Source organism: Nitrospirota bacterium (assembly GCA_040754395.1).
GTDB lineage: Bacteria > Nitrospirota > Thermodesulfovibrionia > Thermodesulfovibrionales > SM23-35 > JBFMCL01.
The window spans coordinates 66,130-81,498 of the sequence record JBFMCL010000003.1; the positions used below are offsets into that span (position 1 = coordinate 66,130).

Below are 15,369 nucleotides of genomic sequence, written 5' to 3' on the forward strand. Positions count from 1 at the left end.
ATCCCTCCTATTGAGTAAACCGTCCCCTGCCTGATACAGAGGGGATATTCGTGCCATGCACATTGGCGTGGCAGTCAGTGCACCGTGTGTAGAATGCGCCCTTGGATTCAGTAGTCGAAGGGATACCCGCGGTTCTGACCCTGTGGCCCTCATGGCATTGAAGGCAGAGAAAAGGTTCACTTCTTTTGAGGAGGTTATTGCTGATGCTGCCGTGGCTGGCATGGCAGGAAGTGCAGTCTTCTGTTATGTCGGCGTGCTCATAAAGATACGGTCCTTCTTTTTCTGCATGACATTGCGTACAGGTTTCTTTCACGGTATTCTTCCTCAGGAGATTCTCTGACGTAATACCGTGTGTATCGTGGCAATCTGTGCAGAAGACTTTTCTTTCAGGAACGGGGTGATGGCTCGGAAGTGCAAATTCCGCCTTTTTGTCTTCATGGCACTTGTAACATATATCAAACGTTTCCCTCAGCCGGACTATCAGATCCGGACCGGCATGGATCTTATGACATTCCGAACATGAGACATCATTTACTGCGTGAATGCTTGCGTTCCAGTTATGCAGGTTGAAAGTTGCATTTGCGGTATGGCATTTGAGACACATGAGCGATAGTGCCGGTGGAGGCAGTTCCTTGAGGTTTATAAGTGTTTCATATCTGCATTTCGTCTCTTTCCCCTCTTTCCTGTCCTGTTCAACCCTCTCGGGAGTGATACCTTCAATTGCAAGACTGCCGGGGCCATGACAGGATTCGCAATCCACAATTGGCATACCCGATTTCTTTGACATCTGCGCACCCATGGTGCTCGCCGCAAGGTCCCGCTGTATCTTGTCATGGGTATGACATGCCTTTAGGCAGTTTTCTGTGCCGACATAGTTTGCGTCAAAACGTCCAACGAGCATCTTCTCATACTCTTCCAGTGGCATGATTGGTTTCGAGGTCCTGAGTGTCTCGCATCCCCACAATGCCAGCATGCACCCGAAAAGGAGTAACAGTGTTTCTTTCAGTCGCATTATATTCTCCTCCCCCTTTGATGTATAGTTATAGTTATGGCGACGAATAGACTGCTGCAGGCCTGTCATCACTTGATGAGGGCCTTATGCCGGCCAACGCCCTGCCGGTCAGTGCCTCATATGAATCCCGGAGGAGCTGCACAGCATACCTGAAATTATGGATATACGCCCCCGGTTCTTTTGCGACAAAATCCAGATTGAAGGCTGCTTCGAGCTGGCTCTCTTTCCATATAGTCACCCTGTTGGGATATATCTGCGGAGCAGGCACTTTAAAGAAATAGGGATAGACATGGGGATTATAGTAAATACCTGCGTTTTCCAGTTCCCCGATTAACAGTTCCTTCAAGCCTTCTATCTCATCCTTAATGCTTTCTTTCATGCCGTCTCCGTCCATATCTCTCTCATAGATAAAAAAGGTCCCGAAATCGGTCAGTCCGGGATGACAGCTCTGACAGGCAGCAACATTCATATAGCCGTTGCGGCGCATGTTGAACGAGTGTCCACCCAGGTCCTGGCTTTCCGCAGGCGCCATATGGCACCCGGTACAGAGGGGAAGCTGATGGAGAAGAAGTCCTTTTGAATATGTTCTGGAACTGAATTCATATCCCTTCCGACTGAAGAGCATGGAGGCAGCTGCAGCATAATGGGCATTCACAAATGATATCCCTGTCATCACCTCATCTTTTCCGTCATATGGATCCACCCCTTTCGATTGCATTGTCCTGAAAAGGCTCCAGCCGCTTTCCATTCCCTGGTGACAGACCACACATGAGGCTGAATCCCCGACATCGAGTAGTGCGTCCTGTACGAATGTCGCAGCGTTTCCGCTTGTCAGCACCACGCTGCCCGTTTTCCTCAGACGCTTGTCCTTTGCGGTAGGATACCCTTCCCCATCATGACATGCATTGCAGGTAATAAAATGGGGATATATCTCTTTTGAAGGAGGTATCCATGCCGGGTATTCCGGGTTTGTTGCATCCACATAACTCGCAAATCCTACACCGGAATGGCAGCGAAGACAGGACCCATCGGAAAAATCATAGGCAAAGGAATCGGAGCGCAGATCAGCATGCCCTGATGTACGCCACTTGTTATTTATCGATATATCGCCGTCATGATAGGAATGACATGATGCTGCACATGCGTTTTCTCCTGTCCTGAGAACATACCCCATCCCCTCCGGAGCCCATGCGACCGCAGTATCAAACACATACCCTTCAAGAGGTTTCGTGGATTTCGCATCATAATGGGAATCTGCAGTGTCTTTCCCATGACAGTGAGAGCACTCTGGAACAATTACGACAGGGACAGGTGTGCCGGGACTCCTTCCCTCGCCTCCTCCACAGGCGAAAAAGCACGAAGCAATCAACAACATGCCAAGAATGACGGGCAGGGGACTTTTATACACTCTCATTGCAGCCTCCTTCACGGTTGATAAACTCTTACTTTTCTGCAATTTTTGTGCTAACCCGCATAATTCACAGATACAACTGGCCCATTCTTTCATCATATGGCTGCATGAAATCTGGCGGCAACGGTCATGCTGCGTGAAGACGGGATTATTTGTTACACGTGCAACAACTTTTTTTGCTGATTCGCAGAAAAATCGGACACGAAAAATAATTCTCATTTTTGAGACTGTAATTCTCAAAAATGAGAATTATGAGAATGCTGCATACGAAGGTGTTGCGAGAATAAACTGTTTCTCGGAATTGTCTGCGCAAAAAAACTCTGTCCACACGTGAAACATCCTTGACACAGAAGAACTTTCATTTCAGAGTACATTTCCTTAAATGCATCCTTTCATTCTGCTTTCTTTCATTTGCCGCAAAAACTCAGAACTTTCGCCGTCTTCCCCCTCAGTGGCTGAAGATGAGTATTCTCAAAACATCTTTTTCAGGTATAAAGTTATACAGGCTCCCGTCTCTTCCGAGCTCGAATTCCTTCTTGACCCTGAAGTAGTAGTCACCTTTCGGAATCCGTATTGTACTGACATATTTGCCATCCGGTGTGAACCTGTGCACTTCTGTCTCGGTATCTCCACGAAAATCCATTCGTTCGGTTCTTACAAATTATGTCTCCGTCAGTATCTTCGCCGCAGACCTTAATTGACCGGATGCCTCTCTGTGCAAATGAGAATATGCCCGATATTGATTCGTCCTGCTCCCTTATTCTTAATCGTCCCTCCCGGAACATTCCAATATCACCCGCAGCATCAAGGCTGTACTGCGGCAAATGATCAAGCTTACAAAATATTAGCATTTGCTTCATGAGGTGTCAATAGAGGATATGTACCGTGATTATTCATATCGTAAAACCAGTGATAAGAATAATCATCACAGGTATAATAGAGCGATTTTCGTCTTTTCTTGCGCATGTGACACGCGACTCAAGGTGTTCGCAATGACCTGGTTATCACACGTTTGGGATACTTGTCGCCGGATCAGGGCATATTTTTTCAGAAGGAGCGGAGGATCACGGTGTGTTGCGGCCTTGCGCGCATGGGCAGTTATGAATGGACACTGACATCGCTCCAGATGATGCTCTGGTTTCGTCCATTTTTCTTTGCCTGATATAATGCCTTGTCAGCCCTTTCAATGAATTCCTCCTTTCTTCCGATACCGTCCGGATAGGTTGCTATGCCGATGCTCACGGTCACCGCAAATGATTCTTTCTCTGCGGTGAATTTCGTATTCATAACCGTCTTCCGCAGCCTTTCCGCCATGTTCATCGCTCCCCGTCTGTCAGTACCCAGAAGGATCACCGCAAACTCCTCTCCTCCGTATCGGGCAGGGATATCGATATTTCGTATCGTCTTCCTGATTTTTGCGCCGACTCCCCTCAGCACCGCATCTCCTACAGGATGCCCATAGGCATCGTTGATCTTCTTGAAATAGTCTATATCAATAAGGAGAAGAGAAAGCGGCTCAGAAAATCTCTGGAGGCGACTGAATTCCAGTGACAATCTCTCCTGAAAATGCCTGTGGTTGAAGAGTCCTGTCAGGCCGTCCGTTAACGCCAGTTTCTCGATTTTTGCATGGAATCGTGCATTTGCAATCGAGGTCGATGCCTGATTTCCAAGCACACCGAGCAGCTCGATTTGGTAAGGGGTGAATGCATTGGTTTTCTCTGCAACAAGCACCAGGATTCCCTGAAGTTCTTTTTCGTAAAGCAGCGGCATCGCAAGCACAGATCCCGCCTCACCAGTTTTCAGCGGCATTATCGGAGACCGGCACTCTCTGACATCGGAGAGATGCACGCACTGCCTGTTTTTCACTGCCATGTCAAGCAAGGTCCCTTTCAGACTGAATGTTTTCTTCTCGCCGGGATGAAGTCCCCGCTGGGAAAGCAACTCGAATTCCCCGCCTTTTGCCGCAAAAAAAGCTGCTGCGGAGGGAGCAATCCTGGCTGCACCGTCAATCAGATTCTGTGCAATCACCCCTATATCAAGTGACGACAGCAGCCTGGAACTCTCTTCATTCAGCACCTTCAGTTTTTCGTGGGAACGGTGTATCTGAGGATACACGCGCTCACGCTGAAGCACCCTCATAATCTGTCTTGCAAACATCTGCAGGATATCACTGTCAGCGCTGCTGAATGCATGAAACCGGACACTGTCAGCGGCAATGACGCCGAGGGGAAAATCGCTGTCAATTACGGGGACTGCAACCAGAGAGGAGACCGGCTCCTTCTTGAGATACCCGATATCGAGTTTCTTTTCGAGGATGTCCGCAAATACCAGCGCTTTCTTTTCGGCAAGGCACACATGGATGAGGCCTCTGTCCGACGGGATGATTCCGCCTGAATCATCTGTTGAACATCTCAGCCGCAGCCTTTCTCCGGAACGCAGGAAAAGACTGACAGAATCTGCCACAACAGTGTTTTTTGCCGCTGCAAGCATTTCTCTGATTTCTTCATCAGGCCTGAACATCGTCTCAAGGTAATCAGTAACGATTTTTTCGTCATCGAACGTCTTCGTTGCTGTGCCGTGGACATCATTGCCGGACGCCTTTCTCTCATCAAAGACAGATTCGTCCGTGTCATCCTGGATCATTCTCTTTCTGATCAAAAGGGATACGCTGACCGTCACGGTAAGAAACAGGAAAAATACTATTTGTTCATAAAGGGACGATCCTTTTGCAAGATTCCGTATTTCGAGAAAAGGGAGAAGCGCCAGCAATGAAAGGACGGTTCTCTGCCTGTAGAATGCTGTCAGCGCTGTCATGAAGGGGAAATAGGTCATTTTCAGCCAGAACATAGAAAACAGCTGCTCCATGCCCGCGACAGGCAACGCAAGCGCGAAAAGAAATTCCACGGCCTGCTTTCTCTCCTTTCCGAAAATATGAAGGAGTGCATAGAACGCAATTGTTGCAAGACTGAGGAGAAACCACGGAATTGTTTTTTTGAGAGGAAATTCCAGAAGCAGTCCGAGATAGGTCAGGAAAAGAAGGACAAGAGGGAAAAAAATCCTTATCCGGAAGTTCTGCCTCTTTTTATCTCCTCTTCCCGGTAGAATTTTTTGTACAGTATTTCCCACTCGGGACTTCCCTCAACAATTTTTTTTGAAAACGACTGAAGTTTCATTCTGCTGGCAGCATCAATTTCCTCACCGATTTTCAGTTCAGCGGTAATAACCCTCTTGATCTCGGTGCGGACTTTTCCCTCATCTTCAACAGGCCCGATAAGTGTGCGTTCGAGAAGGCCTTTGAGAAGGATATGACTGATATGCGATATCTTGTCGGCAGAAAGCATCATAATACCAGGTTCCTCTCCCTAATCAGCTTCTGTTTGGTAAGTTCGAAGAGTTTCCGGTAATCAAGGCGGCCTTTCTCGATCTCCTGCGCGTGGCTCTTGAGTATCTCCCGCACTTCATCATTGAGCCTGTCCTCGACGGCAAGTTCCTCAAGGAGGATCTGTTCGGACTCCGAGAGCAGCTTTTCTGCAGGCACAGCAGGACTGATGAGGCCCTTGGCAATGATCGTATCAACTATTTTTTTTGTAAGGAGAGGAACCCAGGTCTTTGGGATCCTCATCCTACTTTTCCGCAAAGGCAAGAAGCGCGATACTCCTTGCCCGCTTGATAGATTCTGAGAGCTCTCTCTGGTGTTTGGCGCAGTTGCCCGTCATCCTTCTGGGGAGGATTTTTCCCCTCTCGGTGAGATAATTCTTGAGGGTCTTGATGTTCTTATAATCGATAAACTCAATCTTTTCTGAACAAAATCTGCAAAACTTTCTTCTCTGGAATCGTTTCTGTTGCAACTTAACTCCTTTCTCTCAACCTTCTCCGGTCGCAGACAAAAAATTTCAATATGTTATTCATAACTATTTAAAATCAAAAAGGCTCCAGATCAGTAACCTCTTCAGGAGGAATCATATCGCTGTCTCCTCCCATAGAGGCATCCTGCCCGCCTCTTCTGGAAAGAAACCTTACGGACGAGGCTATCACTTCGAACTTGCTCTTCTGCTGTCCGTTCGCTTCCCATCTTCTTTCCTGAAGCCTGCCTTCCACGAGCACGGAACTTCCCTTATTGAGATATTTGCTGCATGACTCGGCCTGTTTACCGAAAACGATATTGTCAATGAACATCGTTTCCTGTTTCATGTCATCAGACTGCTTGTATTTGTAGTTTACTGCGAGCCTGAATGAGGCCACAGGCGTTCCCTGCGGTGTATACCGCAATTCCGGGTCTTTTGTCAGGTTCCCTATAAGGATTACCTTGTTGTACACTATGCTTCCCCTTTTTGTTCCTGTGCCGGTTCTGATGCCGGTTCAATTCTTTCGAGACTCTGAACCTGCTTGGTGCCAAGTTTCAGGATCATATATTTGACAACAGTATCAAAGACTTTGTAAAAATCCTCAAGTTTTTTGATGGTTGCAGGCGGCGTCTTGAAAAACAGGAGCGCATATAATCCCTTTTTCTGCTTGTTTATTTCATATGCCAGTTTCCTTCTCCCCCAAACATCGACTTTCAGAACCTCTCCGCCCTGGCTGGCAATGAGATCCTTGATCTTTGTAATGGCAGCATCCGCCTCTTCGTCAGAAATAGCTGCATTCAGGATTACCATATTTTCATATATATTCATCCAATGTGTCTCCTTAAATTTTTTTTGAGAGAAATAATCTCATTTTTATACCATAGCAAATAGAATAAAATCAACCAGATCTCCATGTCAGGACCATCTTTTCTCCGGAAATTGATTTATAATAGCAGATGCTCCTGTTTGCGTCCATCGATGTGGGGTCCAACACTATCCGTCTGCTGATCGGCAGAATTGAAGGCAACAGGGTCATTGATGTTTACGCGGACAGAAAAACGACACGATTGGGCAACAAAGTCGAGCAGACGGGGAAACTGCAGCAGAAGAATATGGACGCCTCCCTGCAGGTGCTCAGGGACTTCGCGTCTGCCATACGGCGTCACGGAGTTATACATACCCGGGCAGTCGCAACAAGCGCGCTCCGTGAGGCTTCGAACTCGGCGCATTTTATCGAATGGGTTCTGGATGCTACAGGGATACCCATCGAGGTGATCCCCGGGGAAAAGGAGGCACAGTTTACCCTCAAGGGTATCCTTTCATCCATCCCGGGTTTTGAAATCTCTCCGCATGAGCCGGAACACAACCCGACACTGATCATCGACATCGGAGGCGGCAGCTCGGAATGGATTCTGTATATCAATAAAAATCATGTGCAGATGGGAAGCCTTCCGGTCGGGGTCATTAAGCTCGCGCAGAAATTCCTTCAGACAGACCCGGTCTCTGATTCCGACATGAAGGCACTTGCCAGCGGAATCACACCGTCCTTAGCCGGTCTCAGGGAAAGGGTCGGGCATCATATCAGCCCGCGCACCCGGTTGATCGGCACTGCCGGAACTTTTACGACTATTGCCTCCATTGACCTCGGCCTCGAAAGCTATGCAAGGCAGAAGGTACATCTGCATACCATGCCTCTGGCAAGGTTAAAGGATATGCAGAAGAGTCTCATCGTGCTTCCGCTGGAAAAAAGAAAAAAGGTAAGAGGCCTTGAGCCCGACCGCGCGGACTTGATTATACCGGGTATACAATTTACAATTAGTATCATGGAATCTTTCGGTTTTCAGCACATCACCATAAGTGATCACGGCCTTCTCGAAGGCGTGATTCTGGATACAAGGGACGGCATTGGAAAAAGTATTTCAGAGACCGGCAAGCCTTAAGAACAAGCCTTTCAGGCACTGCCCCGGATGCGGGCATAGTCTTATCCACAGGCTGATTGCAGAAGCCATAGATGCATTGGGCATAAGGGAAAAAGTAATCGGCATCGCCCCGGTAGGATGCGCCGTTTTTGCCTACGATTATTTCGACTTTGACATGCTGGAAGTCGCTCACGGAAGACCGCCTGCGGCAGCAACAGGCCTCAAGCGAATCCTTCCCGACAGGGTAATCTTTTCTTATCAGGGTGATGGTGATCTTGCCGCGATCGGAACTGCCGAGACAATCCATGCCGCCAACAGGGGAGAAAACATTTCCGTGTTCTTTGTGAATAATGCGACATATGGCATGACCGGAGGTCAGATGGCACCGACCACGCTCCTCGGCCAGAAGACAACCACAACACCATCTGGAAAGAGACGGGAGGACGGATATCCTCTGAAGGTAGCAGAAATCCTTGCGGCAGTTGAGGGGACCTCACTGATTATCAGAACATCTGTTGATTCCCACAAAAATTTGCTTGCCACCAAAAATGCTATCGAAAAGGCATTTATTTACCAGATCGAAGAAAAGGGTTTCAGCCTGATCGAGATTCTCTCGCCATGTCCGGTAGACTGGGAGCTTTCTCCCCCGAACTCACTTAAATGGATACGCGAGGAGATGATTCCGGTCTATCCCCTTGGCACGTTCAAAGACAGATTCAGGGAGGCAGGGTAACTGGAACACAGGATTGTCATCGCAGGATTCGGCGGACAGGGCATACTCTTTTTCGGAAAAATTCTGGCATATGCCGGCATGCTGGAAGGCAGGGAGGTGACCTGGTTCCCTTCATACGGGGCAGAGGTCAGGGGCGGCACCGCAAACTGTACCATTATCATTTCGGATGAGCTTATAGGCTCTCCTGTCATTGCTACCCCTGACATCCTGATTGTAATGAGTGACGCGTCACTGCTCAAATTCATGCCGAAACTCCGGAAAGGCGGTCTTTTTCTGTATGATTCGTCGATGATCAGGGAAACGGATCTAAGGACTGACATCGATATCATGGCGGTTCCGGCTGCCGAAATAGCAAGCAAGGCAGGCAACACGAAATCAACCAACATGGTACTTCTCGGCACATTGATTGCAAAAACCGGCCTGTTCAGCTCAGCATCTATTATGAAGGCCCTCAATAAATCAATGCAGAACAACACCAGACAAAGCATAAAAATCAATAAGGAAGCGATCGGGGAAGGAATAAGGTTTTTTGAAGATAAGAAAAGCAAAGATAGCTGACCTCAACCAGGTACACAGGCTGATCAACGATTTTGCCCGGCGCGAGCAGATGATCCCCAGGTCCCTCAATGAGCTGTATGAAACGGTGAGGGATTTCGTTATCTGCGAGGTTGACGGAAAAGTATGCGGGGTCTGTTCACTTCACATTATGTGGGAAGACCTTGCAGAGATCCGCTCACTTGCTGTCGACAACAAACATCAGAAAAAAGGCATCGGCAGAAATCTCGTGAAACAATGCATTAAGGAAGCAAAGTCACTGGGGATAAAGAAGATCTTCGCGCTGACCTATCACCCGGACTTTTTCAGAAAGCTGGGCTTTGACGATATTGATAAGGCACGCCTCCCGCAGAAAATATGGGGAGACTGCCTGCGCTGTCATAAGTTCCCGGAATGTGACGAAAACGCCGTCATCCTTTACCTGTAATTCCTGTACAATTACTCAACCTTTTCGAACGCATCCTTGGCAGCTCCGCATACAGGACACTTCCAGTCGTCAGGGAGTTGCTCGAAGGGTGTTCCCGGCTTTATCCCGCCATCAGGATCTCCATTCTCGGGATCATAGATATATCCGCATACCGTACACTTGTATTTACTCATTTCTTTCCCCTCTCGTGATATTTCTGAAAAAACACGTCCTGTTGCCCGTATGGCAGGCGCCGGGACCGTGCTGGACTACTTTGACCAGGAGCGTATCGGCGTCGCAATCGTAGAGGATTTCCTTGACCTCCTGAACATGGCCCGATGTCTCCCCCTTTTTCCAATATTTTTGCCTGGAACGGGACCAGAAATGCGTATACCCGGTTTCGAAGGTCATCTCAAGGGATTTGCTGTTCATATACGCCAGCATCAGAACTTCTCCATTGTTCACATCCTGGACAATAGCGGGGATTAATCCCTTTTCATCATATTTCAGGTCGGCTATCATTCTCACCTCGCTGTTTTGGTTTACTTGTCAGCGACTACAGCTGACGGACAATGCAGGAAAACAACCAGTACATTTAATCCTAAATCCAGCGATATGCATAGTCATTGTGAGAGCAGTTGCGAGGTAGAGCCGAAGCAAACCAGGAGCAAGATTCCTCACTCCGTTCGGAACAAGCTCCGCAACTTGTCGTATCATCTGAGATTGCCACGTCCCGAATGCTTTCGGGACTCGCAATGACCTGCTTACCAGACTTTTGAGTTATTTATCGCTGAATCTGGGTTAATTATAACTTATATCCTATCTTTCTCAGGAATTCTTTTCTGTGTGCCTTGTCTTCAGGTCTCTCCACTCCTTTCGGAGAAAAACCGTCCACCACTCCGAGCACGCCTTTGCCCTGTGATGTCTCTGCGATAATGACTTCGACCGGGTTTGCAGTTGCACAGAAAATCCGGCACACTTCAGGGCAGTTTTTTATCTGGTTCAGCACATTAATAGGAAATGCATTCCTCATGAGAATGCAAAAGACATGTCCTGCGCCTGTTTCCTGGAGATTTCTGACCGAAACGGTGACAAGATCCTCATCATTGCCTTCGGTTCTGATCAGACAGGGACCGGAAGCTTCGGCAAACGCAATACCGTATCGTGCCTGGGGGACGGAAGTCGCCATGATTTCATAAAGATCTTCGATTGTCTTAATAAAATGTGTCTGACCAAAAACAATATTACACCCCTCGGGGATATCCAGCCTGACTGTCTTTATATCCATGAATTCGCCTCCCTTTTGCCTGCGTTCCTCTTTGCTATGATATAATGAAAATAAATTTTTCGGAAGATGTCAAGCCGTGAATACCTATAAGACAACGGCACAGTGAACGCAAAAGGTCATAATTCACCAGAAAACAACAAGCGCCCCGCAATGGCCGGGCTGCTGCTTTTTTCTGTAGTGTGTTTCGTTGTGCTCTGGAGTTCGGTCTGCACCGGCGCAGATATTGTCGGACCGGAGGTGAGACTGGAAAACAACGAGCTTTATGTGACAGCGAGGCTCGCCCTGAATGAAAAAACCGTGCAGGAATTGCGTAACGGGATAACAAAGGAGTTCATATTCTATATAGACCTTTTCAAGGTCTGGAAGATGTGGCCCGATGAATTCGTCCTTAACAAAACATTTACAAAGACCCTGAAATCCGATCCGGTAAAAACGGAATATGTTGCAATCTCACGCGATGAAAGCACCCAGATCAGGAAAAGATTCAAAACCCTTCAATCAATGATCGAATGGGGGCTTACCATTGACAACCTGAAGCTTGCCAGTATGCGTGATATTGAACCGGCAACATATTTTGTGAGAGTGACGGTTGAATCCAAAATAAGGACGCTTCCGCCTGTAATAGGATATTTCATGATCTTCCTGCCGGAAAATGAATTCAGGATTAAGAAAGACTCTCCGTTCTTCACTTCAGGACAGGCAAGGTGAAAAAACTCCGCTTTCAGGTCGCGCTGGCCGTCGCGGCTTTTCTGGTCGTTGTTGCATTCGTGATTCAGCTGTATTATATGCAATTCGGTATCGTTCCTTTTATGACAAGACTCACCCTTCTCCTGCTCCTGAATCTGACGGTTATCGCATTGCTTGTTCTCATGTTCTTTGTTGCAAAAAGCTTCATTAAATTGTATATCGAGAGGCGACACAGGGTCCTCGGCTATAAATTCAAGACAAAGCTCGTCGTAATCCTCGTCATCCTTACGCTCATTCCCGCCACCATTTTATTCCTCGTGGCCGGTGGCCTCATTACCAACTACATGGACAGATGGTTCGTGCCGCAGATAAAACAACCGCTGGAAAGCTCGATAGAAATTGCAAAATCCGTGTATGAGATTGAACGAAATCGTCTTCTGTTATATGGAAAAGGGCTCCGCGCAGGCAAAGCCGTCAAGGGAGAATATACCGTCACACATCTCTCCAGAATGCCCAGGCATCCGACAGAAACTGTAAAGGCAGCCTTTGAAGGAAAGGAAGGGACTGAGGTCGTATCCGGAAGACAGGGCGATATCATCCGGGCGGTCATCCCTGAATATACGCATGACAAACAGACCGGGGTAATGGTGATTGAATACCTGATCCCCGCAGCAATTACCGAAAATGTCGAGGAAGTAAAAGATGCGTATGAGTATTTCCTTGCCCTGGAAGCGTGGAAATTGCCGATCAAGGTTAATTACCTCCTGATTCTCGGTTTTTTTACCCTGCTGGTCGTCTTCATGGCGCTCTGGGTGGCACTCAGGATATCCAGAGGGATAACAGAACCCATACAGCAGCTTGCGCAGGCAACTGAGCTCGTTGCTGCCGGCAATCTTGATACGGAAATAGACATCAAGCGGGAAGATGAGATCGGGCTGCTGATAAATTCCTTCAATCATATGGTGAGAGAACTGAAAGAAGGCAAGGAAACGCTCCAGTCGGCATACCTTGAATCAGACAGGCGAAGGCTGTTCATGGAAAACATCCTCGATAATATAAACTCCGGGGTCATTCTGCTCGATACAAACGGAGAAGTCCTGATGATAAGCAAGCGTGCATGTGAAATCATCAACATCACGCCGGAACAGGCAATCAACAGGCATTACCGGCACCTCATGTCTCAGATCAATTCGAAGGAACTGCAGAACCTTGTCAGCGGGATAGAAGGCCGGGAATTCAAACCCGTGCAGAAGGAAATAAAAGCGGTCATCGGCGACAAAAAGGCCATACTCCTTGTCTTTATCACAAGCCTGAAGGATGCACAGAACTATATCGGCCTTCTCGTGGTATTCGAGGATCTCACAGAGGTCATAGAGGCACAAAAGGCGCTTACGTGGCAGGATGTCGCAAGGAAAATAGCTCATGAGATAAAAAATCCCCTGACCCCGATAAAACTTTCCACAGAACGCATGATAAAGAAATGGGAGCGGAAAGATACTGACTTTGACGAGGTGTTTCACCGGTCGGCAAAAACAATCGTGAAAGAGGTCGACAGCCTGAAACGGCTTGTTGACGAATTTTCGAGATTCGGCAAGATGCCCGCAATGCATAAGACTCCGATATCATTGGCAGCTATCGTGAACGAAGTGGTCAACCTCTACAGGGACTATAAGGGCATCCTGATGACAGTATCTATTCCTGATGATATGCCGCCGGTCGAACTGGATGGCGAGCAGTTCAGGAGGGTACTGATAAATGTATTTGACAATGCAATTCAGGCCCTCACAAACAGCGGCAGAATCGATGTATCGGTCGGATTCGAAGAATCCCTGAACAGGTCGTATATTGAAATAGCGGACAATGGTCCCGGCATCAGGGACGAGGACAAGGAAAAACTGTTTCTTCCCTATTTCTCGACAAAAAAAACCGGCACCGGCCTCGGCCTTGCAATAGCAAACAGGATAATAAAGGAACACGGAGGGTTCATTCGGGTGAGAGACAATGAACCAGAAGGGACTGTTTTTACCATAGAGATACCCATAAAGGAGAATGTATGAGAGATCTCACAATTTTGGTAATAGATGATGAAGAAGGCATCAGGGAAAGTCTTTCGGACATATTTGCAGATGAAGGATATACTGTATTTTCCGCAAGTACCGGCGAAGAGGGGTTGAAGATACTCAGGGAACAAAGCTCCGATCTTGTGCTGCTCGATGTGTGGCTTCCGGGCATTGACGGCATCCAGACGCTCAAGGAAGTCAAACAGATGCAGCCGTATCTGCCGGTAATCATGATCTCCGGACACGCAAACGTCGAGATTGCTGTCAATGCAACGAGAATGGGCGCATACGATTTTCTTGAAAAGCCCCTTTCCCTTGAACGGGTACTCCTGGTCGCACGGAGGGCACTCGAAAAAAGAGCGCTCGAAATAGAGAACAGGTCACTCAGGCAGGATATCGAGAAAAAATGGCGTCTTATCGGCGATTCCCCGAAGATGAAACATCTCAGGGAGCAGATAGAGATGGCCGCAAGAAGCCACAGCAGGGTTCTGATACTCGGAGAGAGTGGATCGGGCAAGGAAGTGATTGCACACATTCTGCATGAGCACAGTAACAGAGCTGAAAAGCCTTTTGTAGAAATGAACTGTGCTGCCATACCACAGGAGCTCATAGAGAGCGAGCTTTTCGGTCACGAAAAAGGCTCCTTTACGGGGGCATTCGAACGAAAAAAAGGCAAGTTCGAACTTGCCGATGAAGGAACGCTTTTTCTCGATGAGATTGGCGACATGTCCCTTTCGACACAGTCAAAGGTTCTCAGGGTGATCGAGACCCAGGAATTTCAGCGGGTGGGCGGGAGCAGGAATATAAAAGTGGATGTGAGAATCATATCAGCAACAAACAAGAACCTCGTTGAAGAGGTAGGTAAAGGCAATTTCAGGGAGGATCTGCTGTTCAGGCTGAACGTTATCCCTATCAATATTCCTCCTCTCAGGGAGAGAAAGGAAGACATCCCTGCGCTTGTTGATCATTTTATTGAATTTTTCGCATCAGAATACGGCCAGAAACCCAAGAAGATATCTCCCGACGGGCTGAAGATACTCGAATCCTATGCCTGGCCCGGCAATATCAGGGAATTGAGGAATGTGATAGAGAGACTTGTCATCATGACCCCTTCAGCGTCTATTGCAGCAAAAAACATCGCGTTTGGCGGGGGAGTGCGTTCAGACTATTTTTCACTGAACACCCTGAAGGAAGCAAGGGAGTCGTTTGAAAAGGATTTTATCACCAAAAAACTGGAAGAGAACAACTGGAACATTTCAAAAACCGCTGAACTTCTTGAGATCGAACGGAGCAATCTGCACAGGAAAATCAAGGCTTACGACATAAAATCACCCTAAGGGCTCCCTGGTCTCCACGGGATGTTCCTTAAACTGTGAATAGCTTCGAGCAGATTCCATCCCGCATACATATATGCAGCCGGAGGTGACAACATACGGTCGGGAGGTTGCTCACC

Annotated in this window: 19 protein-coding genes; 7 read left to right on the forward strand and 12 right to left on the reverse strand. The window is 47.8% G+C overall.

Annotation, left to right across the window (positions count from 1 at the left end):
* Positions 1–7: 7 nt before the first annotated feature.
* The 9 genes from AB1552_02470 to rpsF all read right to left on the reverse strand — a co-directional run bounded on the left by AB1552_02470 (position 8) and on the right by rpsF (position 7,096).
* Entirely contained in the window at positions 8–1,012 is a 1,005-nt protein-coding gene (locus AB1552_02470) for a DmsE family decaheme c-type cytochrome (protein ID MEW6052640.1), read from the reverse strand.
* Between the two features lie 34 nt (positions 1,013–1,046).
* Entirely contained in the window at positions 1,047–2,426 is a 1,380-nt protein-coding gene (locus AB1552_02475; GenBank protein ID MEW6052641.1) for a hypothetical protein, read from the reverse strand.
* 445 nt (positions 2,427–2,871) lie between these two features.
* Positions 2,872–3,066 (reverse strand): hypothetical protein, encoded by a 195-nt coding sequence (locus AB1552_02480; protein ID MEW6052642.1) that lies wholly within the window; start codon positions 3,064–3,066, stop codon positions 2,872–2,874.
* A 455-nt stretch (positions 3,067–3,521) separates the two neighbouring features.
* Positions 3,522–5,549, reverse strand: a complete 2,028-nt coding sequence (locus tag AB1552_02485; protein MEW6052643.1) for a diguanylate cyclase — start codon at positions 5,547–5,549, stop codon at positions 3,522–3,524.
* Positions 5,483–5,767, reverse strand: coding sequence for a DUF507 family protein (locus AB1552_02490; GenBank protein ID MEW6052644.1), 285 nt, complete (start codon positions 5,765–5,767; stop codon positions 5,483–5,485). Before AB1552_02490 ends, AB1552_02485 begins: the two co-directional genes overlap by 67 nt.
* Positions 5,764–6,045: a DUF507 family protein gene (locus AB1552_02495; GenBank protein ID MEW6052645.1), complete on the reverse strand. Its 282-nt coding sequence runs from the start codon at positions 6,043–6,045 to the stop codon at positions 5,764–5,766. The genes AB1552_02490 and AB1552_02495 overlap by 4 nt, the downstream gene beginning before the upstream one ends.
* 1 nt (position 6,046) lies before the next feature.
* Positions 6,047–6,271, reverse strand: coding sequence for a 30S ribosomal protein S18 (gene rpsR / locus AB1552_02500; GenBank protein MEW6052646.1), 225 nt, complete (start codon positions 6,269–6,271; stop codon positions 6,047–6,049).
* Positions 6,272–6,344: 73 nt separating this feature from the next.
* Positions 6,345–6,740, reverse strand: coding sequence for a single-stranded DNA-binding protein (ssb, locus tag AB1552_02505; protein ID MEW6052647.1), 396 nt, complete (start codon positions 6,738–6,740; stop codon positions 6,345–6,347).
* Complete coding sequence (gene rpsF, locus AB1552_02510) at positions 6,740–7,096, reverse strand: 30S ribosomal protein S6 (GenBank protein ID MEW6052648.1); 357 nt, start codon at positions 7,094–7,096, stop codon at positions 6,740–6,742. Before rpsF ends, ssb begins: the two co-directional genes overlap by 1 nt.
* A 128-nt stretch (positions 7,097–7,224) precedes the next feature.
* On the opposite strand from rpsF, the gene AB1552_02515 reads away from it, so the two are divergent.
* The 4 genes from AB1552_02515 to AB1552_02530 are packed head-to-tail and all read left to right on the forward strand — an operon-like array spanning position 7,225 to position 9,902.
* The gene (locus AB1552_02515; protein ID MEW6052649.1) at positions 7,225–8,208 is read left to right on the forward strand and encodes a Ppx/GppA phosphatase family protein; all 984 of its coding nucleotides are present in this window, start codon (positions 7,225–7,227) and stop codon (positions 8,206–8,208) included.
* Positions 8,174–8,920: a thiamine pyrophosphate-dependent enzyme gene (locus AB1552_02520; protein ID MEW6052650.1), complete on the forward strand. Its 747-nt coding sequence runs from the start codon at positions 8,174–8,176 to the stop codon at positions 8,918–8,920. Before AB1552_02515 ends, AB1552_02520 begins: the two co-directional genes overlap by 35 nt.
* A gap of 42 nt (positions 8,921–8,962) precedes the next feature.
* Positions 8,963–9,478 carry a 2-oxoacid:acceptor oxidoreductase family protein gene (locus tag AB1552_02525; protein ID MEW6052651.1) on the forward strand — a complete coding sequence of 172 codons (516 nt, stop codon included), beginning with the start codon at positions 8,963–8,965 and terminating at the stop codon, positions 9,476–9,478.
* A complete protein-coding gene (locus AB1552_02530; protein ID MEW6052652.1) occupies positions 9,450–9,902 on the forward strand; it encodes an N-acetyltransferase in 453 nt (150 codons plus the stop codon). The genes AB1552_02525 and AB1552_02530 overlap by 29 nt, the downstream gene beginning before the upstream one ends.
* 11 nt (positions 9,903–9,913) lie before the next feature.
* Here the strand turns inward: AB1552_02530 and rd are convergent, their stop codons facing one another.
* The 3 genes from rd to AB1552_02545 form a co-directional block, all read right to left on the reverse strand.
* Entirely contained in the window at positions 9,914–10,075 is a 162-nt protein-coding gene (gene rd / locus AB1552_02535; protein MEW6052653.1) for a rubredoxin, read from the reverse strand.
* Positions 10,068–10,403 carry a phosphoribosyl-AMP cyclohydrolase gene (hisI, locus tag AB1552_02540; protein ID MEW6052654.1) on the reverse strand — a complete coding sequence of 112 codons (336 nt, stop codon included), beginning with the start codon at positions 10,401–10,403 and terminating at the stop codon, positions 10,068–10,070. The genes rd and hisI overlap by 8 nt, the downstream gene beginning before the upstream one ends.
* Positions 10,404–10,686: 283 nt before the next feature.
* A complete protein-coding gene (locus tag AB1552_02545) occupies positions 10,687–11,169 on the reverse strand; it encodes an adenosine-specific kinase (GenBank protein MEW6052655.1) in 483 nt (160 codons plus the stop codon).
* Between the two features lie 150 nt (positions 11,170–11,319).
* Between AB1552_02545 and AB1552_02550 the strand changes: the two genes are divergently transcribed.
* From AB1552_02550 to AB1552_02560, 3 genes are read left to right on the forward strand one after another with little or no spacing between them, the layout of a single operon-like run.
* The gene (locus AB1552_02550; protein MEW6052656.1) at positions 11,320–11,877 is read left to right on the forward strand and encodes a DUF4390 domain-containing protein; all 558 of its coding nucleotides are present in this window, start codon (positions 11,320–11,322) and stop codon (positions 11,875–11,877) included.
* On the forward strand, positions 11,874–13,913 hold the full coding sequence (locus AB1552_02555; protein MEW6052657.1) for an ATP-binding protein: 2,040 nt from the start codon (positions 11,874–11,876) through the stop codon (positions 13,911–13,913). The genes AB1552_02550 and AB1552_02555 overlap by 4 nt, the downstream gene beginning before the upstream one ends.
* Positions 13,910–15,253 (forward strand): sigma-54 dependent transcriptional regulator, encoded by a 1,344-nt coding sequence (locus tag AB1552_02560; protein MEW6052658.1) that lies wholly within the window; start codon positions 13,910–13,912, stop codon positions 15,251–15,253. Before AB1552_02555 ends, AB1552_02560 begins: the two co-directional genes overlap by 4 nt.
* The last annotated feature ends 116 nt before the right edge of the window (positions 15,254–15,369 follow it).